Here is a 24,938-nt window from a genome sequence, read left to right on the forward strand (position 1 = left end):
GGGAGTGCGGCGTCGCGCGCGCAGGTGTGTTCAGCATATCGCTGTGGCATGCGTCCACGGCCATGTGTCGCGTTCCGTGACGGGGTTCCCGAGCCTGGCCGACGCCCGGAATGGCCGGGAAAATGGATGCCATAGACTGAATCGACCGGAACAAACGGCGGGGGCGATGGACATCACGACGACGAGCGGGCGCACGACGCCGAAGTCCTCCCTCGGCCGCACCGTCCGGGCGTACGTCCAACTGACGAAGCCGCGCGTGCTCGAGCTGCTGCTCGTGACGACCGTGCCGGTCATGATCCTCGCGCAGAACGGTCTGCCCGACCTGTGGCTCGTGCTCGCGACCGTCGTCGGCGGGTCGCTCAGCGCCGGTTCGGCCGCCGCGTTCAACATGTACCTCGACCGCGACATCGACGCGCACATGCACCGCACCGAGAACCGGCCGCTGGTGACGGGCGAGGTCTCGCCGCGGGGAGCGCTCGTCTTCGCGTGGACGCTGGCCGTGGCATCCACCGTCTGGCTCCTGATCACGACCAACTGGCTCGCCGCCTCGCTCAGCGTCGCTGCGATCTTCTTCTACGTCGTCATCTACACGATGCTTCTGAAGCGTCGTACGGAGCAGAACATCGTGTGGGGCGGCATCGCGGGATGCTTCCCTGTGCTGATCGGATGGTCGGCGGTCACCGCGTCGCTGACGTGGACGCCGTTCATCCTCTTCCTGCTGGTCTTCCTGTGGACCCCGCCGCACTACTGGCCGCTGTCGATGAAGTACAAGGGCGACTACGCCGACGTCGACGTGCCGATGCTGGGTGCGACCCGCGGCGGCACGCAGGTCGGGCTGCAGGTCATCCTCTACGCGTGGGCGACCGTCGCGTCGTCGCTCCTGCTCATCCCCGTGGGTGGCATGGGCGTCGTGTACACCGTGTCGGCCCTCGTGTTCGGCGGCTGGTTCATCTACGAGTCCCACGTGCTCTACAACCGGGCGGTGCGCGGCGAGCAGACCAAGCCCATGCGCGTGTTCCACGCCTCGATCACGTACTTGACGCTGCTCTTCGTCGCCATCGCCGTCGACCCGCTGCTGCCGTTCTGATCTCGCTTCCGCTCGAGGCGATCGCGAGGGTCTGCGCTTCGCCGGACCGGCGGGGGCGGTGCGGGCCGGCGAAGCGCAGATCATCCCCGCGGGCTCAGCGTGCGGCGGGCGCGGCCTCGCGATCGGCGTCAGTGAGCGCCGCCGAGCCCGCCTCGGCCTCGTTGGCCTCGTAGCCCAGCTGGGCGTCGTAGCCGTACTCGTCGGCGGAGTCCTCAGCGTCGAAAGCCGGCGGCTCGACGACCTCGGCCGCCGGGGCGGGCACGAAGGAGCGCAGCGCCGCGACGGTCAGCGCCAGGGTGAGTCCGATGACACCCGCGCCGATCAGGATCGCGCCGAGGATGGCCCAGATCTGCCCGACATACACGTCGTTGCTCGTGGCGGTGCCATCGGTGAGGCGGGCGTCCATGCCGCCGAGCTTCTCGACCAGGAGGTACGCGCCGCCCAGACCGGATGCCAGGGAGAAGGCGACGAGCGCCCAGAACGGGATGCTGTGGGTCAGACGGGGACGAGTGGACATGGGCGGGTGCTCCTCGGGTGTCGCAACCGCGCACCGCAGGAAGCGGAGGCGCGGTGCCGCGGGTTCGCGGCCTCCGACACTGTGCGGGACCGACCCGTGCGGGGCCGATGCGTCGCCTATGAGGCCGCTGTGTACGCGCCCTTCGGGGCGACGACCGACTCGTCGAGCACCTTCAGGTTCATCACGACCGTCGTCATCGCGGCCACGAGGCACACCGCGAGCACCATGTGGATGTTGACGAGCACGATCGGAAGGCCCGTCCGCGCCTGCCAGAGTCCGACACCGATCTGCACCAGCTCGACGAGCAGCAGCAGTCCAGTCCACCGGGGGAGGTGGAGCTCGCCCGGCATCCGGAACGACAGCGCGAAGATCGTGAGGGTCAGCGCGAGGGTGACATAGGCAGGCCAGCTGTGGACGTGCTGCCAGAAGACGGGATCGAGTCCGTTGCGCGCGGCGGCGTCGTCGCCGGCGTGGGGGCCCGCCCCCGTGAGCAGGATGCCGACGACCACCGTGACGAGGACCGCGGCGCTCGTCGCGTGGACGAGAGCGGCGTACGGCGGCGTCACGCGACGCACGCGCGGCCCGGGCGCGGCGTAGACGCGGTGCACGTAGACCGTGGAGACGGCCACGAGCGCGGCGGAGACGAGGTAGTGCAGGCCGACGATGCTCGGGTGCAGGTGCATCCACACCGTGATCCCGCCGATCACCGCCTGCAGGATGATGCCGAAGCCAACGGCGAGCGTCAGGGCGACGAGGTCGCGCCGGGGCGCGGCCAGGCGCACGACGGAGAGGAACGCGAGGAGAGCGACCACGACGAGGACGCCCGTGAGCGTGCGGTTTCCGAACTCGATGAGTCCGTGGATGCCGAGCTCTCGCGTGGGCACCAGCGAGTCCGCCGTGCAGTACGGCCACGTCTCGCACCCCATGCCCGACCCGGTGAGGCGCACGAGCCCGCCGGTCCCGACGATCAGCACGTTGCTCGCCAGTACGAGCCAGGCCACCACGCGCGTGGCGCGGCCGATGCGTCCGGGGAGGCGGAAGCGGCTCGGCGGTCGTTCCCCGCCCGTAGGGCGCTCGTCGATCTCCACGCCGCTGGTCGCACCCGACATGTGCGTTGCCTCCTGTGATGGTGCCCCGAAGGGCGTGAGGCCACGCCACGGGGTCGGGCGTTGCCTGTAGACTCGAAGGGTTGGAACAGTCGCGCGATGCGCGTGCTGTCCCCCTAAGTCTAGGCGCGTCGTCAGCGCCGGTTCCGCCCGGTCCGTCCGGGAGGAGCGACAACACGAACGGCCCTGAAAGCGGCATCCCTCTCCACGTCCACGACCCTCCAGCGTGAGAACGACGGGGTCGGGGGAATGCCGGAGCGGATGACACCGTTGCGGCCGAAGAGGAGGAAAACCATGTCGGATGTGCTGATCGACCGTCCGGAACTCGAGGGCCTCGGTGTCTACGAGTTCGGCTGGCACGATGCGGACGCCGCGGGTGCCAGCGCACGGCGCGGCCTGAGCGAGGCTGTCGTCCGCGACATCTCCGCTCTGAAGGCGGAGCCCGAGTGGATGCTGAAGACGCGACTCAAGGGTCACCAGCTCTTCGGTCGCAAGCCCATGCCGACGTGGGGCGCCGACCTCTCCGACATCGACTTCGACAACATCAAGTACTTCGTGCGGTCCACGGAGAAGCAGGCGCAGTCGTGGGAAGACCTTCCCGAGGACATCAAGAACACGTACGAGCGCCTCGGCATCCCCGAGGCAGAGCGCGCGCGCCTCGTCGCGGGCGTGGCCGCGCAGTACGAGTCGGAGGTCGTCTACCACCAGATCCAGGAGGAGCTGGAGGAGCAGGGTGTCATCTTCATGGACACCGACACCGCGCTCAAGGAGCACCCCGAGTTCTTCGAGGAGTACTTCGGCAGCGTCATCCCCGCCGGGGACAACAAGTTCGCGGCGCTGAACACCGCGGTCTGGTCGGGCGGTTCCTTCGTCTACGTGCCGCCCGGCGTGCACGTCGAGATCCCGCTGCAGGCCTACTTCCGCATCAACACCGAGAACATGGGCCAGTTCGAGCGGACGCTCATCATCGCCGACGAGGGTTCGTACGTGCACTACATCGAAGGCTGCACGGCCCCGATCTACAAGAGCGACTCGCTCCACTCGGCGGTCGTGGAGATCATCGTCAAGAAGAACGCCCGCGTCCGCTACACGACGATCCAGAACTGGTCGAACAACGTCTACAACCTGGTGACCAAGCGTGCCGTCGCTCACGAGGGCGCCACCATGGAGTGGGTCGACGGGAACATCGGCTCGAAGGTCACGATGAAGTACCCGTCCATCTATCTCATGGGCGAGCACGCCAAGGGCGAGACGCTCTCCGTCGCCTTCGCAGGCCCGGGCCAGCACCAGGACGCCGGCGCCAAGATGATCCACATGGCGCCCTACACGCAGTCCTCGATCGTCTCGAAGTCGATCGCGCGAGGCGGCGGCCGCGCAGGCTACCGCGGTGAAGTGCGGGTGGATGCCAACGCGCACCACTCCGCCAACACCGTCCGCTGCGACGCGCTCCTCGTCGACACCATCTCCCGCTCCGACACCTACCCGGCGATCGACATCCGCGTCGACGACGTGCAGCTCGGCCACGAGGCGACCGTCTCGAAGGTGAGCGAGGAGCAGCTGTTCTACCTCATGAGCCGGGGGATGCCGGAGGACGAGGCCATGGCGATGATCGTCCGCGGCTTCATCGAGCCGATCGCGCGGGAGCTCCCGATGGAGTACGCGCTCGAGCTCAACAAGCTCATCGAGATGGGCATGGAAGGATCCGTCGGCTGATGGCGACCGCTACTCAGGCCCCCGCCGCGGCGGAGGGCCACATCGATCCTGCGGCGGCGTTCGTCCCCGTGCAGACCCGCTCCGACCGACCGACCTCGTTCGATCCTGCCGATTTCGGCACCCCGACGGGGCGTGAGGTGAACTGGAAGCACACGCCGATCGCGCTCGCCCAGCCCCTTCTCCAGAACGAGGCCGGTCCTCACGGGATCATCTCCGTGGAGGTGACCGCACCGGAGGGCGTCGAACAGCTCCGACTCGGTCCCGACCAGGCGCCGCGCGGAGAGGTGTTCCGTCCCGAAGACCTCGCCAGCGCCATCGCCTGGACGCAGGAGACCGAGGCGCCGCTCATCCGCATCCCCGCCGGCGTCGAGCTCGCGGAGCCCGTCATCGTGCGGCTCACGGGTAGCGGTGGTCTCGCGCACGCGCACGTCGTGATCGAGGCCCAGCCGGCATCCCGCGCCACCGTCGTCCTTCGCCACGAAGGCACCGCGCACCAGGCGCAGAACGTCGAGATCATCGTCCGCGACGGTGCCGCCCTCACGGTCATCAGCGTGCAGCGGTGGGACGACGACGCGGTGCACCTGGCATCCCACCAGGCGCGCGTCGACCGCGACGCGTCTCTCACGCACATCGTCGTGACCCTCGGTGGTCGCCTCGTCCGGGTGAACCCTTCGGTGGAACTGGCGGGCGCGGGCGCCGACGGCAAGCTCTACGGGCTGTCGTTCGCCGACGCGGGGCAGCACTTCGAGAGCCAGGTCTACCTGCACCACAAGGGTCCGCACACCGTCGGAGACGTGCTCTACAAGGGTGCCCTGCAGGGCGCCGACGCGCGCAGCGTCTGGATCGGCGACGTGCTCATCGGGCCGGATGCCGTCGGCACCGACTCGTACGAAGCCAACCGCAACCTCGTGCTCACCGACGGCGCCCGCGCCGACTCGATTCCCAACCTGGAGATCCAGACCGGCGACATCCAGGGCGCTGGGCACGCCAGCGCGACGGGTCGATTCGACGACGAGCAGCTCTTCTACCTGCAGGCCCGTGGCATCGCGGAGACCGAGGCGCGGCGTCTTGTCGTGCTCGGGTTCCTCGCCGAGATCGTGCAGAAGACCGGCATCCCCGCTCTCGAAGAGGAGCTCATCGCCGCGATCGAGGCCGAGCTCGCCGCGGGAGTGCAGGCATGACCGCGCAGAAGGTGTTGAAGCTCAGCGAGTTGGAGCAGGACGCCGCCGTACGCGTCGAGATCGACGGCGTGCCGATGGCCGTCGTGCTCGACGGCAACGGCGAGGTGCACGCGATCGGCGACACCTGCACCCACGGCGACATCTCCCTGTCTGACGGTTTCGTCGAGGGGGAGACCTTGGAGTGCTGGGCCCACGGTTCGGCCTTCTCGCTGCGCACCGGACGCCCGCTCAATCTTCCGGCCTACGAGCCGGTGCCCGTCTATGCGGTGACCATCGATGGCGACGACGTCCTCATCGACCCCACCGTCACCAAAGAAGTGAACTGAAGAAGGTACTGACATGGCTGTTCTCGAGATCCGCGACCTCCACGTGACGGTCGAGACCGACGCCGGCACGACCCCGATCCTCAACGGCGTGACTCTGACGGTGCGCACCGGGGAGACCCACGCCATCATGGGCCCGAACGGCTCGGGCAAGTCGACTCTGGCGTACACGATCGCCGGCCACCCCAAGTACACGGTGACCTCCGGTTCGATCACCCTCGACGGCGAAGACGTGCTGGAGATGTCCGTCGACGAGCGCGCGCGCGCGGGGCTCTTCCTGGCGATGCAGTATCCGGTAGAGATCCCCGGCGTCACCGTGACCAACTTCCTGCGCACCGCGAAGACGGCCATCGATGGCGAGGCTCCTGCCATCCGCACGTGGACGAAGGACGTCAAGGGGGCGATGAAGAACCTCCGGATGGATCCCAAGTTCGCGAGCCGCAACGTGAACGAAGGCTTCTCGGGCGGCGAGAAGAAGCGTCACGAGATCCTGCAGCTGGAGCTCCTGCGCCCCGCGATCGCGGTGCTCGACGAGACCGACTCCGGGCTCGACGTCGACGCCCTGAAGATCGTCTCCGAGGGCGTCAACCGCGCCAAGGGCGAGACCGACCTCGGCGTGCTCCTCATCACGCACTACACGCGCATCCTCCGCTACATCAAGCCCGACTTCGTGCACGTCATGGTCAAGGGCCGGATCGCCGAGGAGGGCGGGTCCGAGCTGGCCGATCGCCTCGAGGACGAGGGGTACGACCGGTACCTCGACGAGGGTTCGTCCGAGCCCGCGGATGCCGTCGAGGCCTAGGATCGACGCATGACCGCCACGCTCAGCCCCGACAAGCACGACGAGGTCACAGAGGCACTCAAGGACGTCATGGACCCGGAACTCGGGATCAACGTCGTCGACCTGGGCCTCATCTACGACCTCAGCTGGGATGACGAGAACGACGCTCTCGTCATCCACATGACGCTGACGTCGGCGGGCTGCCCTCTCACGGACGTGCTCGAGGAGCAGACCGCGCAAGCGCTCGACAACGTGGTGGACCGCTTCCGGATCAACTGGGTCTGGATGCCGCCCTGGGGTCCCGAGCGGATCACCGATGACGGACGCGACATGATGCGGGCACTCGGCTTCGCCATCTGATCCGCCGTTCGACCACCCCTGACGGGGTGTCTTGACGCCGACCCGGCGCGGGTGCATCATGCACACAGACACCGGGACGCGCTCACTGGGGAACGCGCCTCGCGGGCGTCACTGGGGAGCCGGCCATGCGGACGCATGCGGGGGTTGTGACGGCGGTACTGGTCCTGGCGGCCGCGATCATCAGCGCGTGCGCCCCGTCGCCGACGATCGAAGAGGATGTGGGATCGAGCGGCGTTCTCCGCGTGCGCGACGGGTCCGCCACGGTGACCGCAGCCGGGCAGCAGGACGATTCGGTCGACGTCGCAGAGGCCGAGGAGAGGGAGCTGTCTCCCGGTGATGTCGTCACCACGACGGGGGACGACGCGATGGTCGACGTCGCGTGGTCGGACGGTGCGGTGACGCGACTCGGCCCCGGCACGACCTTCACGGTCGGCGATCCGGGCGGTCCGTTCGCGTCGCGCGGCCACCAGGAGGGCGGCGTGTCGTGGAACCGTGCGCCGGAGAACCTCGGCTACGCGATCGACGTCGCAGGCGCGGGACGCGCACGCGACCGGGGCGAGGTCTTCGTGGTGGACTGCCGGGAAGAGCCGTGTCGGGTGCGTGCCACCGGGGGCGTCGGCGGAGACGGGTCGCTCACATCCGTGCGGCGCGGCGCGGTGGTGAGCGTCGTCGACAGCGCCCGCCTGGCCACCTGGGGAGAGCTCCTGCCCGACGAGTGGAGCCGGCGCAGCGCCGAGCTCGATGCGGACGGCGGGATGACGCCGGTCGCCGATCTGTTCGCCGAGGCCGACCCGTCACGTGGCATCCTGGACGGCGTCTTCGACGTTCGCCGGACCGGGGTCGAGTCGGAGTGCACGGGTGCGACCTGCGACCAGCTCTTCGTCCTCCGGCCCGGGCAGACCCGTGACCTCACTTTCGTGTTCCATCTCGATTGCGCATCCGGCACCTGCGAGGCCAGCGTCGACACGCAGACGATCAGCACCGCCGACGGCAGCCTGCTCGACGCCACGACCGGCCTGGTCGCGGGGGCCGACGACTACACGTGGGGCACGGACGACGCGCGGCCGCTGTGTCTGTGGACCTACGCGGACGGCACCACGGAGGAGGTCGGGTCGGCGCGGAACACCGTGCGGTGGACAGTGACGCCCACGGCGGCCGAGGTGGAGGACGGACGCTTCGTCGTGACCGAGTTGCGCGGACGCACTGAGAGCTCGTTCCGCGTCACAGAGGAAATCCCACCGGGCTACCCCGGTTGCGAGGCCTTCGAAGTGGAATGGTCGGGAGCGTCCGACCTCGTCCTCACGAAGCGGGGCGACTGATGCGCGCGGCAGTGATCGCGCTCCTCGCGGCCGGTGTCGTGCTTCTCCCCGGTGCCGCCTCGTCGACCGCGTCGGGGTCCGACGTCGAGCGGGGGGTCGCGGTCTACGCGGTCGTCGCCACCGACACGAGCGTGGGGCCGGAGGGCGAGGAGACGGTGCGCACACAGCGCGGCGACGTGCGGGTGGCGTGCGTGGCAGCGGAGTGCCGCGTCGTCTCCGAACCCGGCTTCGGGTTCCTCGGGGGTGTTCCGCTGACGGTCGGGGAGACGATCGGAGGCGAGGATGCCGAAGCGGCGGCGGGCGATCCGTGCACCATCGGCCACGGGGAACGCGCCCTCACCGTCTCGGCTCGCATCGACGGGTTCACGGCGACGCTCACGCAGGAACCCGTGGACTGGACGGCATGCCCCGACGGTAGCGAGGGCTACGCGCATGCGCGAACGATCGTGTGGGAGGGCACGCCGGTGGCGGTCGACCCCTGCCTGTTCACCCCGACCGCGTGCACCGTGACCGCCGGCACCGCGTCGCGGCTCGCGTCCGGCGACCCTGCGGCCCCCAGTGTGCTGAGCGCCCTCGTCCCTCCGACCGAGGTCGTGGTCAGCCCCGCGAGCCTGCTGACGACGGCCCTCCTCACCGTCATCCTCGTGCTCCTGGTCGCCTTCCCCTCGGGGCTGCTCAACCGTGCGGTCGAAGCCGGAGCCGACCGCCTCGTCGCGTGGCGCCGGACCCGGGCGCCACACGACGGCGCAGCCGAGAAGACACCACGGTGGCGAACCTCCTGGTGGTGGGCGGCATCCGGGGTGCTCGCGGCATCCGTCGTCTCGGCGTTCGTCGACCCGCAGTTCGGGTTCAACCCCGGTTCCGCGCGCGTCGTGCTGTCGCTCCTGGTGTCGTTCGCCGTCGACATCGTGCTCGGATGGGTACTGGTGATCTGGGTGATGTCGCGGTTCCACCCGGGTGTCGGGCATGACTACTCCTTCCGGCCGGCGAGCCTCCTCGTCGTGGTGGCGGCGGTGATCTTCACGCGCGTGACGGGCTTCGAGCCGGGCATCGTGTTCGGGCTCGTCGCGGGCGTCGCCTTCGCCTCGCTCCCCGGTGCGGCGGCCAAGGCGCGCAGCACGCTCGTCACGATGGGCTTCGCGTTCGTCGCGTCGCTCATCGCCTGGGTGCTCTACGGACTGACGGTGCCCGGCATCGGGGACTCCGTGCCGGCCACCCTCATCGCCGAGACGCTGGCGGGGATCACCGTCGGGGGTATTTCGTCGCTGCCTCTCGCGCTCCTGCCCATCGGTGGCCTCCCGGGACGCGGCCTGTGGGTGTGGCGCCGCGGGGTATGGGCCGGTTGCTACGCCACGGGACTGCTCGCCTTCTTCGTGATCCTCCTGCCCCTGCCGTTCTCGTGGGCGGAGGTCGAGTGGGAACTGTGGGCGTGGGTGGGCATGTACGCCGTGTACGCGGGGGTGGCGGTCGTGGCCTGGCTCGTCCTGACCCGCCCCTGGCGGACGGCGGCGAAAGTGACGGACGGTGTCGAGGAGGAGGGGGTGGAGTCGGCGGCCGGGGATAGGGTCGAGACGTGACGGTACCGCCCCTCGACACCCTCGTTCCCGAGACTCCACCGCTGGAGGCGCTGCCCCTGGACGCGCTCCGCCGCCGCTCGAGCACCAAGTGGCAGTCGTATCCCGACGACGTGATCCCCATGTTCGTCGCCGAGACCGACTTCGCGCTCGCCGAACCGATCACGGCTGTCCTCCACGCCGCCATCGACGCCGGCGACACGGGGTACACCCCGCCCGATCCCGGCCTCCGCGCGGCCTTCGCCGCCTACGCTGCCCGACACTGGGGCTGGACGGTCGACCCCGCACGGGTGCGTTCCACGGGCGACGTCATGATGGGCGTCGTCGAGCTCCTCCGGGCGACCATCCAGCCGGGCGACCGTGTGATCATCGCACCCCCCGTCTACCCGCCCTTCTCCATGTGCATCCCCGAAGCCGGTGGTGTCGTCGAGGAGGTTCCGCTCATCGACGACGGAGCGGGCTGGTCGCTCGACCTCCCCGGCATCGACGCCGCCCTCGCCGGCGGGGCCCGCGCCGTGCTCCTGTGCAACCCGCACAACCCGACCGGCACCGTGCACTCCCGGGCATCGCTCGCCGCCCTCGCCGATCTCGCCCATCGCCACGGTGCGGTCGTCATCAGCGACGAGATCCATGCGCCGCTCGTTCATGACGGTCCGTTCACGCCGTTCCTCGCCGCTTCCGATGCCGCAGCCGAGGTGGGTTACGCCGTGACGAGCGCCTCGAAGGCCTACAACCTCGCGGGCCTGAAGTGCGCGCTGATGATCACGGCGGCCGACGGCCCCAGCGCGGTTCTCCGCGGACTCTGGCCGGAGGTGGAATGGCGTACCGGCCTGTTCGGGGCGCTGGCGGGCGTTGCCGCGTTCGACGAGGCCTCCGACGCCTGGCTCGCTGGGCTGAAGGCGACCCTCGACCGCAACCGCCATCTGCTGGCAGAGCTGCTCGCCGAGCACCTTCCGCTCGCGCGGTACCGCGTTCCCGACGCGGGATACCTCGCATGGATCGACGTCTCGGCCTACGGCTGGGGTGACGACCCTGCGCGGCGGATCCTGACGGATGCCAAGGTCGCGCTCCACCACGGCCCGCTCTTCGGCGCACAGGGCATCGGCCACGTACGGCTCAACTTCGGATGCTCGCCCGACCTCCTCCGCACGGCGATCGCGCGCATCGGAGCCCTCGCCGCCGCATCGTGACCACGACCGAACGGATCTGGCATCCGCAGTACGTGTGGGTGACCGCGGGTGCGGTGGCGATGATCTTCCTCGCCGCCACGCAGGCGCTCGCCGTCACGACCGTGATGCCGGTGGTCAGCGCCGACCTGGATGGGGCGGCGCTGTACGCGGTTGCCTTCGCCGGAACGCTGGCCACGAGCGTCATCGGCATGGTCGCCGTCGGGGCCTGGTGCGATCGAACCGACCCTGTGCTCCCTCTGGCATCCGCCGTCGCGCTCTTCGTGGTGGGGCTGCTGATCGCGGGTGCCGCCGGCGACATGACCACGCTCGTCGTGGGACGCCTCGTGCAGGGACTCGGGACGGGAGGCCAGACCGTCGCCCTCTACGTCGTCGTCGCGCGCGTCTACCCGTCGGCGCTGCACGGGCGCGTCTTCGCCGCATTCTCCGCGGCATGGGTGGTGCCCTCCATTGTCGGCCCCGTCCTCGCGGGTGCCGTCGCCGACTACCTTCACTGGCGGTGGGTGTTCCTCGGCGTGGCGGCGCTCACCGCGATCGCCTTCGCCGTGGTGTTCCTCCGCCTGCGCGGACTGCCGCTTCGCACGAGCGAGCCCTCGGATGCCCCGGTGCTCCGCAGACTGTCGTGGGCGATCGTCGTCGCGGCCGGGGCGCTCGGCTTGAGTCTGGCCGGCGAGGCCGGTGCCTGGTCGCTGCCGGTGATCGCGCTGTCGCTGGCAGCGATCGGCTGGGGCGCGCGCCCGCTCCTCCCCGAATCGACCCTCCGCGCGCGGCGTGGTCTTCCGAGCGTCATCCTCATGAGGGGACTGATCGCCGGAGCCCTGTTCGGAGCGGAGATCTACGTTCCGTACCTCCTCATCGAGGAGTACGGCTTCTCGTCGACCTGGGCGGGCCTCGGACTCACGAGCGCCGCCCTCCTGTGGGCGCTCGGAGCAGACCTCCAGGGCCGATACGGCGATCGGCTCGGGAACACATGCATCACCCTGCTCGGCACGGCCCAGCTCGTCGCCGCGACGCTCGCGGCCGCGGCGACCGCGGCGTTCGCCCTGCACCCCGCCGTCCTGATCGTGGGGTGGGCACTCGCCGGGGGCGGCATGGGTCTGATGTATCCCCGGTTGACGGTGCTCACCCTCGCCTACTCCACGCCGCAGAATCAGGGGTTCAACTCGTCGGCGCTGTCGATCTCCGACTCGATCGGCGCGTCCGCATCGATCGCCGCGATGGGGCTCGTGTTCGTGATGCTGCAGGCCACCGGCGCGAGCTTCGTCGCGGTGTTCTTGCTGGCCGCCGCGCTGGCGCTGCTCGCGCTGGTGCCGGGCCTGCGTCTCGGTCACGCGCACGAGGCTCTCGCGCGCTGACGTCAGTTCTCGGAGCGTCCCAGGCGCCAGTAGCCCATGAAGGCGACGGCGCGCCGGTCGACCCCTCGCTCGGTCACGAGATGCCGTCGAAGCGTCTTGATGGCTCCGGCTTCTCCCGCGAGCCATGAATAGAGCGGTGCGCTCTTCAGCGCAGCACCGCCTTTCGCCGTGCGGGGGACTTCCCACAGGATGTCGGTGTCCACGTCGATCTCCTCGACGTCGGCACCGCGCCCACCGGGCACCAGCCGCTCCGCGCACTCCGCAACGGCGGTGAGCAGGTGCGTGTGGCGGGTGGCGTCGCCCTCCCGCGCCGACACGTGGTACTCGAAGCCGTCGTGTCGCGGCAGGTACTCCGCATCGGCGGGATGCGGCAACTCGACGACGACGACGCCGCGCGCCTCGGGCGGAAGCTGCTCGAGGATGACGGCGATCGCGGGCGCGGCGGTCTCGTCGCCCGCGAGGAGGATGTTCTCGCTGCGCGCGGGCGGGACGAAGTCGATGCCGTAGCTGACGCCGGTGTGGGAACTGGTCGGAGCGAGGATCAGCACCTCGTCGCCGACGGATGCCTCGGAGATCCAGGCCGACGCAGGGCCCAGCACGTCGTGGGCGACCATGTCGATGTCGACCTCGCCGGCGTCGTTGCGCACGGCTCGGGTCGTGTACGTGCGCATGACCGGACGCCGCTCGTCGGGCAGTTCGCGCCAGCGGTCGTACCAGTCGTCGCCCGTGGGCATGTCGTCGAGGGACGCCGTGGGGGTGGGGAACAGGATCTTGACGCGCTGATCGAACCCCGGGTCGCCGTAGTCGGCGAGGTTGGGGGAGCCGAAGGTGAACCGCCGGAAGCTGGGCGTCACGTCGGAGATCGCACGCACAGGGGCGCGGAAGAAGCGGAGGGTGTCAGTCATGGGTTCCGTCCGGGAGGGGGTCAGGCGGTGTCGGTGGAGGCGGCCGGCACGTGGTGGCGGCCGATGGGAAGAACGAGCGGGCGACCGGTGAGCGGGTCGGGGATGATCCGGCTCACGAGTCCGAAGACCGCATCGACCGTCTCGGTCGTGAGAACGCTCGTGGGGTCTCCGGCGGCGTAGAGGCGTCCGTCGGCCATGGCCACGAGGTGATCCGCATAGCGTGCGGCGAGATTGAGGTCGTGGAGGACCATGACGACCGTCGTTCCCCGCGTGCGATTGAGGTCGGTGAGGAGGTCGAGCACGTCGATCTGGTGGCTCACGTCGAGAAACGTCGTCGGTTCGTCGAGGAGGAGCACATCGGTCTCCTGCGCGAGTGCCATGGCGATCCACACCCGCTGCCGCTGTCCGCCGGACAGCTCGTCGACGGAGCGGTCTGCCAGCGCCGTCGTGTCGGTCGTGTCGAGGGCGCGGGCGACCGCTTCGTCGTCGGCGCGCGTCCAGCGCGCGAAGGTGCCGTGGTGGGGCGTGCGCCCGCGGCTCACGAGGTCGGAGACGGTGATGCCCTCCGGCGCGATCGGCGACTGGGGGAGGAGCCCGAGGTCGCGGGCCACCTGTTTCGTCGGCAGACGATGGATGTCCTTGCCGTCGAGCAGCACCTGACCGGCTCGAGGTGTGAGCAGTCGCGCCATCGCCTTCAGCAGGGTCGATTTGCCGCACGCGTTGGCGCCGACGATGGCGGTCACACGACCCGCGGGGATCTCCAGGTCGAGGCCGTCGACGATCGTGCGGTCGCCGTAGCTCAGCCGCACACCGTCGGCGAGGAGAGAACGGTCAGCGGTCATAGGGAACCCCCCGAGCGAGTGCTGCGGATCAGCAGGAAGATGAGATACGGGGCACCGAGCACACCGGTGACGACGCCGACCGGGAGGCGCGTGCCGAGCCCGTACTGCGCGACGAGGTCGGCGGCGAGGACGAGCGCGGAGCCGAACAGAGCCGCGGGCAGCACGGGTGAGCCGTTGGGACCGAGCAGCCGCGCGGCGATCGGACCCGCGAGGAACGCGACGAACGAGATGGGTCCCGCTGCGGCCGTGGCGAAGGCGAGCAGGCCGACGGCGGCGACGATGAGGAGCACCCGTCGACGTTTCACCGGCACGCCGAGCGCCGACGCCGTTTCGTCGCCCAACCGCAGCAGTTCGAGGTCGCGGGCGAGCAGCAGCACGACCGGCACGAGCGCCGCCATAGCGAGGGCGAGCGGTGCGGCCTGATCCCAGGAGCTCCCGTTCAGATTGCCTGTGATCCAGCGCATGGCCGCCTGCAGATCCCATTCCGCCGCCCGGGAGATGACGTAGGAGACGACGCTGTTGAAGATGGCCGCGACGCCGATGCCGATGAGGATGAATCGGGCGCTCGCGCCGCCGTCCTTGAAGGCGAGCAGATAGATCGTGAGCGCCGTCGCGAGTGCCGCGACGGTAGCGAGGAATGAGACGGCTGTTTCGTCGAGGGACAGGACGACGATCCCGACGACGGCGGCGGCGCTCGCCCCGGAGTTGACGCCGATGATGTCAGGACTGGCCAGCGGATTGCGCAGCATCGTCTGGAAGACGACACCGCCCATGCCGAAGCAGAAGCCGGTCAACAGGGCGACGGTGGCGCGGGGGAGTCGGAGCTCGCCGACCGTGAAGGATGCGCCCGGAACGGTCTGACCCGTGAGGACCCCCCAGACCTCGGCAGGCCCGTAGAAGGTCTGACCGACCATGAGCGAGGCGGCGAACAGGATGAGGACCGCCGCGAACAGCCCGCCCGTCACGACACGGCGTCGGCGTGCGCGTCGGGCTCGCGCTTTCGTCACGATGCGCAGTGTCGAGGGGGCGGAGGTAACCCGATCCGTGGATGCCGGGGAGCTCACAGGGCACGCATCCTCTGACGGCGCACGATCGCGATGAAGAACGGCGCACCGATGAGGGCCGTCACGATTCCGACCTCGACTTCCTCGGGCCGTGCGATGACGCGGCCGACGACATCGGCGACGGTGAGGAGGATCGCCCCCGTGAGGGCGGTCACCGGGAGGAGCCAGCGGTGGTCCGGCCCGACGAGGAGGCGGCAGATGTGGGGAACGATGAGTCCCACGAACCCGATCGGGCCGGCAACGGCGGTTGCGGCGCCGCAGAGGATCACCGCACCGAGCGCGGAGACCAGGCGGGCGGTGCGCACGCGTTCTCCGAGGCCGGCCGCGAGCTCGTCGCCGAGTGCGAGCGAGTTGAGCGACGTGGCGCTGATGATGCACAGCATGGCGCCGACGGCGAGGAAGGGGATGACGAGCGCGATCTTGTCCGGTGTCGCGCCACCCACGCCGCCGATCTGCCAGAAGCGGAAGACGCTCATGACGTCGATGCGGGGCAGCAGGATCGCGCTGATGAGCGACGTGAACGCGACGGCGGTGGCTGCGCCCGCGAGCGCGAGCTTCAGCGGACTCGGGCCGCCGCGACCGAGCGAGCCGATCGCGTAGACGAAGACGGCGGACACCGCCGCGCCGATGAGGGCGAGCCAGATATACCCGAACGCGCTCGTGATCCCGAAGAAGGCGATGCCGATGACCACCGCGAGCGATGCCCCTCCGTTGATGCCGAGGATCTGGGGATCGGCGAGGGGGTTGCGCGTGACGCCCTGCATGATCGCGCCCGCGAGCGCCAGGGCCGCGCCGACGAGCATCGCGAGCACGGTGCGCGGGATCCGCTTCGCGACGGCCGCCGCCGAGGCCGTGTCGAGGTCGCCCGTAAGGCCGGCCAGGATGTCGCCGACAGCCACTGATCGGGTTCCGAAGGTGACGGACAGGATGCCGGCCGCTACGAGCAGGGCGACCAGGACGAGCAGCCACACGACCCGCCGCCGCCTCGACCCGCGCCCGAGAGCGGGGGCCGAGACGGCGGGAGCGGTGAGGGTGTCGACGCTCACGGCACCGAGACGCTCGTGGTGCTGATCACTCCGAGACCTTCTCAGCGGCCTCGCCGATGAGCGAGACATACTCGGCGGTGAGGTCGTCGGTCAGCGACAGCGGGCTCGGGTTCGCGGCGGCCGACAGGGGCGCGTTGGCGATCGGGAGCACGACGACGGCGCCGTTGGCGACCGCCGGGATGCGCGACAGCAGCGGGTCGGCCTGCATCGCCGCGAGCGTCGCGTCGTCGCCGTAGGTGACGAGTACGTCGAGGTCTTCGAACCGCTCGATCTCCTCGGTGCTGTTGGTGATCCAGAACTCGGAACTCTCCGCCGACTGCTCGGTGACGGTGGCGGCCGGAACGAGGCCGAGGTCGTTGAGGAAGAGCGGGCGCGGATCCTCGAGGGAGTAGAAGCCCAACTGGCTGAGGTCGGTCGCATCGAACGAGCTGAACAGCGTCGTCTTGCCCGCGACGGCGGGGTACGCGCTGACGAGCTCGGCGATGTGAGCCGTCAGGTCGTCGACGAGTGCTTCTGCTTCGTCGCGGAGACCGAGCGCCGTGCCGTTGATGACCGTCAGCTCCTGCCAGGTCGTTCCCCAGGCGACATCGGGATACGCCACGACCGGAGCGATTTTGGACAGCGTGTCGTAGTCCTCCTGCGTGATGCCGGAGTAGGCCGCCAGGATGACGTCGGGCTGGGTGTCCGCCACAGCCTCGAAGTCGATTCCCTCGGTCTCGTCGAAGAGGACGGGGGTCTCGGCTCCGAGCTCTTCGAGCTTGGTCTCCACCCACGGAAGCACTCCGTCGCCGTCGTCGTCGCCCCAGGTGACGGCAGGCATGCCGACGGGAACGACGCCCAGCGCGAGGGCGGCCTCCTGATTCGCCCACGACACGGTGGCGACGCGCTCGGGCTTCTCGGTGATGGTCGTCTCGCCGAATGCGTGCGTAATGGTCAGCGGGAAAGCGTCGGCGCTCGCGCTGCTCTCGGGGGAGCCGGAGCCCGTCGGGGTGGTCGTGGTGGCGCAGCCGGTGAGCAGCAGGGCGGCCGCGATCGCGGCGACCGAGGCTGTGCGGAATCGGGGCACAGGTTCCTCCAGAAGGGGGCTAGTAAGGACAGCCTTACTTTACTTACCTCGCCTCTGGCGCGCGAATCCGCTGCAGGCGGACTGAAGGTCACCCCGCCCGTCGTCAGTGCCGAGCGCCGCGTTCCAGGGCACGCACGAGGAGCCAGGCTCCCGGGATCAGGAGGGCGGCGAACGCCGCCTTGATCAGGCCCGGAACGATGAAGGGCCATACCCCAGCGGTGAGTACGGCGTCGACGGTGACGGTCTTGTCGAGCACGGTCGCGAAGATGAGCGCCATGTACGGGACGCCGATCAGGAACGGAACGATGGATGCCGAGACGAAGCCCACGAATGCGAGCCACGGTGTGCGGTCCCAGGCCCGCTCGGCGAACCAGCCCGCGAGGAGCGCGGCGGGAATGAAGCCCAGAACGAAGCCGAAGGACGGAGCCAGCACGTAGGCGGGCCCTGCCGTCGCTCCCGCGAAGACCGGAGCGCCCGCCAGGCCCGCGAGCAGGTACGTCGTGAGCGAGGCTGCGCCACGGCGCGATCCCAGCGCGGCGCCGACGACGATCACGCCGAGCGTCTGACCGGTGATCGGCACGGGGCCGATGAAGAACGAGACCTTCGCCAGGAGAGCGACCACCGCCGCGCCCGCGAGGACGAGCGTGGCATCCAGCGCGAACACCCGAGCGCCCGCACGAGGGCGGGCGATGAGGTCGGTGAGGACGGGGCGGCGGGCGGAGGCGGTGAGGGACATGCGGTCTCCTTCGGGGCATGGTGTGCCGAGCTGATCCGGAAGCGCGCCGGACAGGTCGGCGACGTCGCGACTCATCCTATGGGCGGTGCCGTGCGACTTTGTGTACCGAGTCCGACAAGAGGATCGGCGAATTCTGTCGGGGTTCGACCACGCGCGCAGGTGGGTCGACTCCCGCGGCCGGACGCGTCGCGCCTCCCCGCCCGGTAGACTCGGAGGCTGGCTACTCGGCCATCACCCATTTACGACCGAACGGACGTCCGCTGTGCTCGCCGTGCACGACCTCGAGATCCGCGTGGGCGCACGCACGCTCATGTCGGAGGTGTCGTTCCGTGTGTCCGACGGCGACAAGATCGGGCTCGTCGGCCGCAACGGCGCCGGGAAGACGACCCTGACGAAGGTGCTCGCGGGTGACCTGCTCCCGGCCGACGGCAAAGTAGAGCGCTCGGGCGAGCTGGGCTACCTGCCGCAGGACCCCCGCTCGGGCGACCCCGAGATGCTGGCACGCACCCGCATCCTCGACGCGCGCGGGCTCGGCTCCCTGCTCCTGGGCATGCACGAGGCCAGCGAGCTCATGGGTTCGGCCGACGCCGACGTCGCTGCGAAAGCCATGCGGCGTTACGGCAACCTGACCGAGCGCTTCGAGGCGCTCGGCGGTTACGCCGCCGAGGCGGAGGCGGCATCCATCGCGCACAACCTGTCGTTGCCCGACCGCATCCTCGACCAGCCGCTCAAGACGCTCTCCGGAGGACAGCGTCGCCGCATCGAGCTCGCGCGCATCCTCTTCTCCGACGCTCAGACGATGATCCTCGACGAGCCGACCAACCACCTCGACGCCGACAGCGTCGTCTGGCTCCGCGAGTTCCTCAAGAACTACAAGGGCGGGCTCATCGTGATCAGTCACGATGTCGAGCTCGTGGGCGAAACGGTGAACCGTGTGTTCTACCTGGATGCCATGCGTCAGGTCATCGACGTCTACAACATGAACTGGAAGAACTACCTGCGTCAGCGGGTCGCCGACGAGGAGCGCCGCAAGAAGGAGCGCGCGAACGTCGAGAAGAAGGCGACCGCTCTGCAGCAGCAGGCAGCTCGGTTCGGCGCGAAGGCATCGAAGGCCGCTGCCGCCCATCAGATGGTGGCCCGTGCCGAGAAGATGCTGTCGGGACTGGACGAAGTGCGCCAGGACGATCGGGTGGCGAAGCTGCGGTTCCCCAAGCCCGCCCCGTGCGGCAAGACGCCTCTCATGGCGAAGAACCTGTCGAAGTCGTACGGATCGCTGGAGATCTTCACCGACGTCGACCTCGCGATCGATCGCGGCTCCAAGGTCGTCGTGCTCGGGCTCAACGGGGCGGGCAAGACGACGTTGCTGCGCATCCTCGCGGGCGTCGATGCCCCCGATACCGGATCGATCGAGCCGGGGCACGGGCTCAAGGTGGGCTACTACGCCCAGGAGCACGAGAACCTCGACGTGAGTCGATCGGTGCTCGACAACATGATGTCCGCCGCGCCCGACATCAGCGCTACCGAGGCGAGGAAGGTGCTCGGCTCGTTCCTCTTCACGGGTGACGACGTGCTCAAGCCCGCCGGTGTGCTCTCCGGCGGGGAGAAGACCCGGCTGTCCCTTGCGACGCTCGTCGTCTCGAGCGCGAACATGCTCCTGCTCGACGAGCCGACCAACAACCTCGATCCGGCGTCCCGCGAGGAGATCCTGGGTGCGCTGGCCCACTACGAGGGCGCAGTGGTGCTCGTGTCCCACGACGAGGGTGCCGTGCAGGCGCTGAACCCCGAGCGCGTCCTCATCCTGCCCGACGGCGTCGAGGACATCTGGGGTCGCGACTACATCGACCTGATCACCTTGGCGTGACCGCGTCGAGGAGCGCGTCCTCCTCCTGCATGTCGCGGTCGCGGCGCCGCTTCTCCCGCGGAACGCGGGGACGGCCGTCGCCGTCCTCGGCATCCTCTCGGCGGTGTCGCCGTTCGGTGCGGATCATGTACCAGATGAAGACGAACCCCATCACGGCGAAGAGGATCCACTGGATCGCGTAGGACAGATGGGGTCCCGGGTCTTCCGACGGCGACGCGAGGGCCGAGGGCTGGGTAGCCGGCGCAGGCGACTCGGACACCATCAGGCCGTAGACGTCGGTCATGGCGGCGCCGCCCGACGCGATCGTCCCGGCGATCAGCGGCAGATGGATGGTGGGCACCTGACCCTCCGGCGCAGTGCGTCCCGATCGGGGAAGCGGCTCGCCCGGCTGAAGCCGCACGATAACCGTCGCCTCGCCCGTGGGGGGCTCGGGGACGGCATCCGGGTCGGGGGAGTCCTCTCCGGGCGGCACCCATCCCCGGTCGACGACGAGCACCCGACCATCGTCCAGGCGGAAGGGCACGAGTACCTCGAACGCGCTCGTCCCGCCGTGCGGTCGATTTCGCACGAGAAGCTGCTCGTCGGGGAGGTACTGGCCCTCCAGGACGACCGGATGCCACTGATCCGCCGGGTCGAACGCACCGCCGGCGGGAACCAGCTCCGCGAGGGGAACGGGGTCTGCGTCGTAGTTGGCGGCGATGAGGGTCAGCTGCTCCTCGCGGTCGGCGTTGCGCGTGAACTGCCAGTCGGCGAGGAACCCGCACGCGACGGCGAAGACCACCGCGAACGCCACGTAGCCCGCCCAGCGAGCACCGGTCCTCATGACGCCCCCGCGGCGTCGAAGCGCTCTACCTCGACCGGGAAGTCGCGAGCGGCGAGGTAGTCGCGGAGATACGTCACATGGTCCTCGCACGCGGTCCAGATCTTGCGGCGATCGGCGGTGTGAATCCGGGGATTGCGCCAGACGACCTGCCAAGCGGCATCGGCGCGGCACCCGGCGCGCGAGCAGACGGCGGTGCTCACGACTCGGCCGGCGGCTTCGCCTGCGACTCGGAGATGCGGATGACGGTCGGGTTCGCCGGTGCGGGCGGCGCCGTCGCGGCGGTGATCTGCCGCTCGGGCGGAACCGCATCCGGCTCGTCCGCCGCCGACCCGACGTTCGCCACGACCACGGCCAGGTAAGGCAGCGCGACGGCCCCGACGGCGAGGATGCCAGTGTGCCAGCCGTACGGTGTGATGACGACCATCAGGACGAAGCAGACGACGCGAACGCTCATCATGATGAAGTACTTCGTCATCCGCGCGTGGGCGTCGTCGCGCGGCGCACGACGCAGAGACGTCGCCGACTGCGGCGTGCGCGACTTCATGACAGCTCCGAGGTGTTCACGGTGCATCCAGGCTACGCCGGTCCGGCGCATCGCGGACGCATGTGCGCCGATCGCGACGCCGTCAGAAGCTGGATGGTGAGGTCGTGACGAACAGTCCGATGACGATGAGGAGCAGAACGCCGAAGCCGATGCCGATCCAGCCGACGATGACGCCGGCCAGGGCCATGCCGCGGCCCTTCTCCTTCGTACGTGCGATCTGGCCGAGCGCGATGTGCCCGGTGATCACGCCGACGATCAGACCGAGGGCGAGCACCCACGTCCACGCGAGCACGAAGCCCACGAGCGAGGCGACCATCGAGGTCACCGCGAGCGGGTTCGTCCGCACGGTCGCGTAGCCGTACGGGGCGGCGTAGCCCACGGGAGCGCCATACGCCGGCGGGGCATAGCCGGCGGGAGCGCCGTACCCCGCGGGCGGCGGATAGGCGCCGGCCGGGTAGCCGGCGGCGGGAGGCTGCGCGCCCGCCTGTCCGGGGGCGCCGTAGGCGGGAGGCGGGTAGGCGGGCGCCTGATACGGTGCCGCACCGGCCGGTGGCTGCGGGGTCGCGTACGGCGGAAGCGGCGGGTTCTGCGAGGCGGCGCCGGGGGCGGGGGGCGTCAGGCCCTCGGGGACGGGCGCGTTGCTCGGCGGGGTGGGCTCGCTCACGAATTCTCCTCTGGTTGCCTGCGATCCAGGCTATCGGTCCTGCCACCGAACCCGGGAGAGGACCCGGCCCTCCCAGTAGGCTGGATCGGCGCCCACGCGCCCGATGCGCCCCTTCCGGGGTCGCTGAGCAGCCATCGAACTTCAGGAGCACTCATGTCGACCGATCGCGTCGTTCTCGTCACGGGAGGCAACCGCGGCATCGGCCGCGCCATCGCCGAGCGCTTCGTCGCAGCGGGCTACCGCGTGGCCGTCACCGCGCGGTCGGGCGAGGGCCCCGACGGTACCCTGACGGTACGGGCCGACGTGACGGATGCCGCGCAGGTCGACGCCGCCTTCACGGAGGTCGAGCAGCAGCTCGGCCCCGTCGAGATCGTGGTCGCCAACGCGGGCATCACGAAGGACACGCTGCTGCTGCGCATGTCCGAGGACGACTTCGACTCGGTCGTCTCGACGAATCTCGGCGGCACGTTCCGCGTCGTCAAGCGCGCGGCGAAGGGGCTGCTGCGCGCCAAGTGGGGTCGCGTCATCCTGATCTCGAGCGTCGTCGGGCTCTACGGCTCCGCCGGGCAGATCAACTACTCGTCCTCCAAGAGCGCCCTCGTCGGCTTCGCGCGCTCGCTCACCCGCGAGCTCGGCGGCCGCGGCATCACGGCCAACGTCGTCGCGCCGGGGTTCATCGAGACCGACATGACCGCGGAGCTTCCCGAAGACACGCAGACCGAGTACAAGCGGAACATCCCTGCGGGCCGGTTCGCCACGGCCGACGAGGTCGCCGGCGTCGTCACCTGGCTGGCATCCGACGACGCGGCGTACATCTCGGGCGCGGTGATCCCCGTCGACGGCGGTCTCGGCATGGGGCACTGACCGGGCCCGGCGGATTTCGGCGCGAGCCGGAAAACGAAACCCGGCGACGCGCAGAACATCGACCCACCGAGGGGCCCGCGACGCCAGGGCAGAAGCGAGGTCAGGGCAGCAGCGGGATGACCTCTCGGAGGTCGACGCGATCGATCACGAGGTCGGCGCGCGCGCGCACCGTCGGCTTGGCGTTGAAGGCCAGGCCGAGACCGGCATCCGCCATCATGTGCAGGTCGTTCGCTCCGTCGCCGATCGCGATGGTCCGGTGGCGAGGGATGTCGCGTTCGGCGGCCCACTGACGGAGGGCGTCGGCCTTGGCTGCGGCGTCGACGATCGGGCCGTCTACGGCGCCCGAGAGATTGTCGCTGTCGTCGACCGCGAGCCGATTGGCGCGCCACACGTCGACGCCGAGGTCGGGGGCCACCGTGTCGAGGATCTCGTGGAACCCGCCGGAGACGACGGCGGCGACTCCGCCGCGACGATGGATCTCGGCGATGAGTTCGCGCACGCCCGGAGTCGGCTCGATCCGCGCGAGAACCCGGGAGAAGGCCGCGACCGGCACGCCGCGCAGGGCGTGGACGCGACTGCGCAGGCTGGTGGCGAAGTCGACCTCGCCGCGCATCGCGGCTTCCGTCGCGGCAGCGACCTCGACGCCGCGCCCCGCCTCGTCGGCGATGAGTTCGATGACCTCGTTGCGGATGAGAGTGGAGTCGGCGTCGAAGACGACGAGGAAGCGGGCATCAGGCACGCTCCCAACCTACCGAGCCGGGGTCAGGCCGTGACGTGCACGTTCTTCCCGACGACCGTGATGCCGCTCTCGGTGATGGTGTAGCCGCGCGCAAGGTCGCGTTCGCGATCGACGCCCACTGTCGCGCCGGCGTCGAGGACGACGTTCTTGTCGAGGATCGCGCGATGCACACGCGCACCGGGACCGACGTTGACGTGGTCGAACAGCACAGAGTCGGTGATGGTCGACCCGCCTCCCGACAAGGTCCACGGACCCACGACGCTGCGCTCCAGGTGCGTGCCCGACAGAACGGAACCGAGGGACACGATGGAGTCGATCGCGTTGCCCATCCGGCCGACGCCGTCTCGCACGAACTTCGCGGGCGGCGAGTTCAGCGACTGCGAGTGGATCGGCCAGTCCGTGTTGTAGAGGTTGAAGATCGGAAGGGTCGAGATGAGATCCATGTGCGCGTCGAAGAACGACTCGATCGTGCCCACGTCGCGCCAGTAGTCCTTGTCCCGGGCTGTGGAACCGGGCACGTCGTTGCGCTTGAAGTCGTAGACCGCCGCTTCGCCCCGACCGACGAAGTAGGGGATGATGTCGCCGCCCATGTCGTGGTTCGACGTCGGCAGTTCGCCGTCGGCTTCCACGGCCTCGATGAGGGCCTGCGCATCGAAGATGTAGTTGCCCATGGAGGCCAGCACTTCGTTCGGGTTGTCCGACAGGCCCGTGGGGTTCTGGGGCTTCTCCAGGAAGTCGCGGATGGTGATGTTGTCGGTCGGGTCCACGTCGATGACCCCGAACTGATTGGCCAGCGAGATCGGCTGACGGATTCCGGCGACGGTCGCCTTGGCCCCCGACTCGATGTGGGCCTGCAGCATCTGCTCGAAGTCCATCCGGTACACGTGGTCGGCGCCGATCACCATCACGATGTCCGGCTTCTCGTCGTGGATGAGGTTGAGGGACTGGAGGATGGCGTCGGCGGAGCCGGAGAACCACCGCTTGCCCAACCGCTGCTGCGCCGGGACGGAGGTGACGTACGAGTTGAGCAGCGCCGACATCCGCCAGGTCTGTGACACGTGGCGGTCGAGACTGTGCGACTTGTACTGGGTGAGCACGACGATCTGGCGAAGGCTCGAGTTGATGAGATTCGAGATCGCGAAATCGATGAGCCGGTACTGCCCTCCGAAGGGCACGGCGGGCTTGGCTCGGTCGACGGTGAGGGGCATGAGCCGCTTCCCCTCGCCGCCCGCGAGGATGATTCCAAAGACCTTCGGCGCTGCAGGCATGGCACCACACTAT

The 24,938-nt window shown here is 69.5% G+C and carries 26 protein-coding genes; 12 read left to right on the forward strand and 14 right to left on the reverse strand.

What is annotated here, in order from left to right:
- The first annotated feature begins 166 nt into the window (after positions 1-166).
- The gene (locus P0Y48_03120) at positions 167-1,087 is read left to right on the forward strand and encodes a heme o synthase (GenBank protein WEK14218.1); all 921 of its coding nucleotides are present in this window, start codon (positions 167-169) and stop codon (positions 1,085-1,087) included.
- Positions 1,088-1,181: 94 nt separating this feature from the next.
- Here P0Y48_03120 and P0Y48_03125 read toward each other — a convergent pair whose 3' ends face one another.
- Together P0Y48_03125 and P0Y48_03130 are read right to left on the reverse strand one after the other, a co-directional pair.
- Positions 1,182-1,604, reverse strand: coding sequence for a dinucleotide-utilizing enzyme (locus tag P0Y48_03125; GenBank protein ID WEK14219.1), 423 nt, complete (start codon positions 1,602-1,604; stop codon positions 1,182-1,184).
- Positions 1,605-1,720: 116 nt separating this feature from the next.
- On the reverse strand, positions 1,721-2,713 hold the full coding sequence (locus tag P0Y48_03130) for a COX15/CtaA family protein (protein ID WEK14220.1): 993 nt from the start codon (positions 2,711-2,713) through the stop codon (positions 1,721-1,723).
- A 291-nt stretch (positions 2,714-3,004) separates the two neighbouring features.
- On the opposite strand from P0Y48_03130, the gene sufB reads away from it, so the two are divergent.
- The 9 genes from sufB (at position 3,005) to P0Y48_03175 (ending at position 12,503) form a co-directional block, all read left to right on the forward strand.
- The gene (gene sufB, locus P0Y48_03135; protein WEK14221.1) at positions 3,005-4,423 is read left to right on the forward strand and encodes a Fe-S cluster assembly protein SufB; all 1,419 of its coding nucleotides are present in this window, start codon (positions 3,005-3,007) and stop codon (positions 4,421-4,423) included.
- The gene (sufD, locus tag P0Y48_03140; GenBank protein ID WEK14222.1) at positions 4,423-5,604 is read left to right on the forward strand and encodes a Fe-S cluster assembly protein SufD; all 1,182 of its coding nucleotides are present in this window, start codon (positions 4,423-4,425) and stop codon (positions 5,602-5,604) included. Before sufB ends, sufD begins: the two co-directional genes overlap by 1 nt.
- Positions 5,601-5,930, forward strand: coding sequence for a non-heme iron oxygenase ferredoxin subunit (locus P0Y48_03145; GenBank protein WEK14223.1), 330 nt, complete (start codon positions 5,601-5,603; stop codon positions 5,928-5,930). Before sufD ends, P0Y48_03145 begins: the two co-directional genes overlap by 4 nt.
- Positions 5,931-5,943: 13 nt before the next feature.
- Positions 5,944-6,729, forward strand: coding sequence for a Fe-S cluster assembly ATPase SufC (gene sufC, locus P0Y48_03150; protein ID WEK14224.1), 786 nt, complete (start codon positions 5,944-5,946; stop codon positions 6,727-6,729).
- Positions 6,730-6,738: 9 nt separating this feature from the next.
- Positions 6,739-7,068 (forward strand): metal-sulfur cluster assembly factor, encoded by a 330-nt coding sequence (locus P0Y48_03155; protein WEK14225.1) that lies wholly within the window; start codon positions 6,739-6,741, stop codon positions 7,066-7,068.
- Positions 7,069-7,193: 125 nt separating this feature from the next.
- Positions 7,194-8,387, forward strand: a complete 1,194-nt coding sequence (locus P0Y48_03160) for a hypothetical protein (GenBank protein ID WEK14226.1) — start codon at positions 7,194-7,196, stop codon at positions 8,385-8,387.
- Positions 8,387-9,964 carry a hypothetical protein gene (locus P0Y48_03165; protein ID WEK14227.1) on the forward strand — a complete coding sequence of 526 codons (1,578 nt, stop codon included), beginning with the start codon at positions 8,387-8,389 and terminating at the stop codon, positions 9,962-9,964. Before P0Y48_03160 ends, P0Y48_03165 begins: the two co-directional genes overlap by 1 nt.
- On the forward strand, positions 9,961-11,151 hold the full coding sequence (locus P0Y48_03170; protein WEK14228.1) for an aminotransferase class I/II-fold pyridoxal phosphate-dependent enzyme: 1,191 nt from the start codon (positions 9,961-9,963) through the stop codon (positions 11,149-11,151). Before P0Y48_03165 ends, P0Y48_03170 begins: the two co-directional genes overlap by 4 nt.
- Entirely contained in the window at positions 11,148-12,503 is a 1,356-nt protein-coding gene (locus P0Y48_03175) for an MFS transporter (GenBank protein WEK14229.1), read from the forward strand. Before P0Y48_03170 ends, P0Y48_03175 begins: the two co-directional genes overlap by 4 nt.
- Before the next feature lie 2 nt (positions 12,504-12,505).
- Here the strand turns inward: P0Y48_03175 and P0Y48_03180 are convergent, their stop codons facing one another.
- The 6 genes from P0Y48_03180 to P0Y48_03205 form a co-directional block, all read right to left on the reverse strand.
- Positions 12,506-13,408, reverse strand: a complete 903-nt coding sequence (locus tag P0Y48_03180; protein WEK14230.1) for a siderophore-interacting protein — start codon at positions 13,406-13,408, stop codon at positions 12,506-12,508.
- A 20-nt stretch (positions 13,409-13,428) separates the two neighbouring features.
- Positions 13,429-14,250 carry an ABC transporter ATP-binding protein gene (locus P0Y48_03185; GenBank protein WEK14231.1) on the reverse strand — a complete coding sequence of 274 codons (822 nt, stop codon included), beginning with the start codon at positions 14,248-14,250 and terminating at the stop codon, positions 13,429-13,431.
- Positions 14,247-15,257 carry an iron chelate uptake ABC transporter family permease subunit gene (locus P0Y48_03190; protein ID WEK14232.1) on the reverse strand — a complete coding sequence of 337 codons (1,011 nt, stop codon included), beginning with the start codon at positions 15,255-15,257 and terminating at the stop codon, positions 14,247-14,249. Before P0Y48_03190 ends, P0Y48_03185 begins: the two co-directional genes overlap by 4 nt.
- A 53-nt stretch (positions 15,258-15,310) precedes the next feature.
- Positions 15,311-16,360 carry an iron ABC transporter permease gene (locus P0Y48_03195; GenBank protein WEK14233.1) on the reverse strand — a complete coding sequence of 350 codons (1,050 nt, stop codon included), beginning with the start codon at positions 16,358-16,360 and terminating at the stop codon, positions 15,311-15,313.
- Between the two features lie 25 nt (positions 16,361-16,385).
- The gene (locus tag P0Y48_03200) at positions 16,386-17,426 is read right to left on the reverse strand and encodes an iron-siderophore ABC transporter substrate-binding protein (protein ID WEK14234.1); all 1,041 of its coding nucleotides are present in this window, start codon (positions 17,424-17,426) and stop codon (positions 16,386-16,388) included.
- Between the two features lie 103 nt (positions 17,427-17,529).
- Positions 17,530-18,162 (reverse strand): biotin transporter BioY, encoded by a 633-nt coding sequence (locus P0Y48_03205; protein WEK14235.1) that lies wholly within the window; start codon positions 18,160-18,162, stop codon positions 17,530-17,532.
- A 262-nt stretch (positions 18,163-18,424) separates the two neighbouring features.
- On the opposite strand from P0Y48_03205, the gene P0Y48_03210 reads away from it, so the two are divergent.
- Complete coding sequence (locus P0Y48_03210) at positions 18,425-20,023, forward strand: ABC-F family ATP-binding cassette domain-containing protein (GenBank protein WEK14236.1); 1,599 nt, start codon at positions 18,425-18,427, stop codon at positions 20,021-20,023.
- Here P0Y48_03210 and P0Y48_03215 read toward each other — a convergent pair.
- The 4 genes from P0Y48_03215 to P0Y48_03230 form a co-directional block, all read right to left on the reverse strand.
- Entirely contained in the window at positions 20,010-20,846 is an 837-nt protein-coding gene (locus P0Y48_03215) for an SURF1 family protein (protein ID WEK14237.1), read from the reverse strand. The genes P0Y48_03210 and P0Y48_03215 overlap by 14 nt on opposite strands.
- Positions 20,843-21,046 (reverse strand): hypothetical protein, encoded by a 204-nt coding sequence (locus P0Y48_03220; protein WEK14238.1) that lies wholly within the window; start codon positions 21,044-21,046, stop codon positions 20,843-20,845. Before P0Y48_03220 ends, P0Y48_03215 begins: the two co-directional genes overlap by 4 nt.
- Entirely contained in the window at positions 21,043-21,390 is a 348-nt protein-coding gene (locus tag P0Y48_03225) for a DUF3099 domain-containing protein (protein WEK14239.1), read from the reverse strand. The genes P0Y48_03220 and P0Y48_03225 overlap by 4 nt, the downstream gene beginning before the upstream one ends.
- 82 nt (positions 21,391-21,472) lie before the next feature.
- On the reverse strand, positions 21,473-22,054 hold the full coding sequence (locus P0Y48_03230) for a DUF4190 domain-containing protein (protein ID WEK14240.1): 582 nt from the start codon (positions 22,052-22,054) through the stop codon (positions 21,473-21,475).
- 153 nt (positions 22,055-22,207) lie between these two features.
- Between P0Y48_03230 and fabG the strand changes: the two genes are divergently transcribed.
- A complete protein-coding gene (fabG, locus tag P0Y48_03235) occupies positions 22,208-22,918 on the forward strand; it encodes a 3-oxoacyl-ACP reductase FabG (GenBank protein ID WEK14241.1) in 711 nt (236 codons plus the stop codon).
- 100 nt (positions 22,919-23,018) lie between these two features.
- Here fabG and serB read toward each other — a convergent pair whose 3' ends face one another.
- Together serB and glgC are read right to left on the reverse strand one after the other, a co-directional pair.
- Positions 23,019-23,657, reverse strand: coding sequence for a phosphoserine phosphatase SerB (serB, locus tag P0Y48_03240; protein ID WEK14242.1), 639 nt, complete (start codon positions 23,655-23,657; stop codon positions 23,019-23,021).
- Positions 23,658-23,680: 23 nt separating this feature from the next.
- Positions 23,681-24,925, reverse strand: a complete 1,245-nt coding sequence (gene glgC / locus P0Y48_03245) for a glucose-1-phosphate adenylyltransferase (GenBank protein WEK14243.1) — start codon at positions 24,923-24,925, stop codon at positions 23,681-23,683.
- Positions 24,926-24,938: the final 13 nt, after the last annotated feature.

This window comes from Candidatus Microbacterium phytovorans (assembly GCA_029202445.1).
Classification (GTDB): Bacteria; Actinomycetota; Actinomycetes; order Actinomycetales; family Microbacteriaceae; genus Microbacterium; species Microbacterium phytovorans.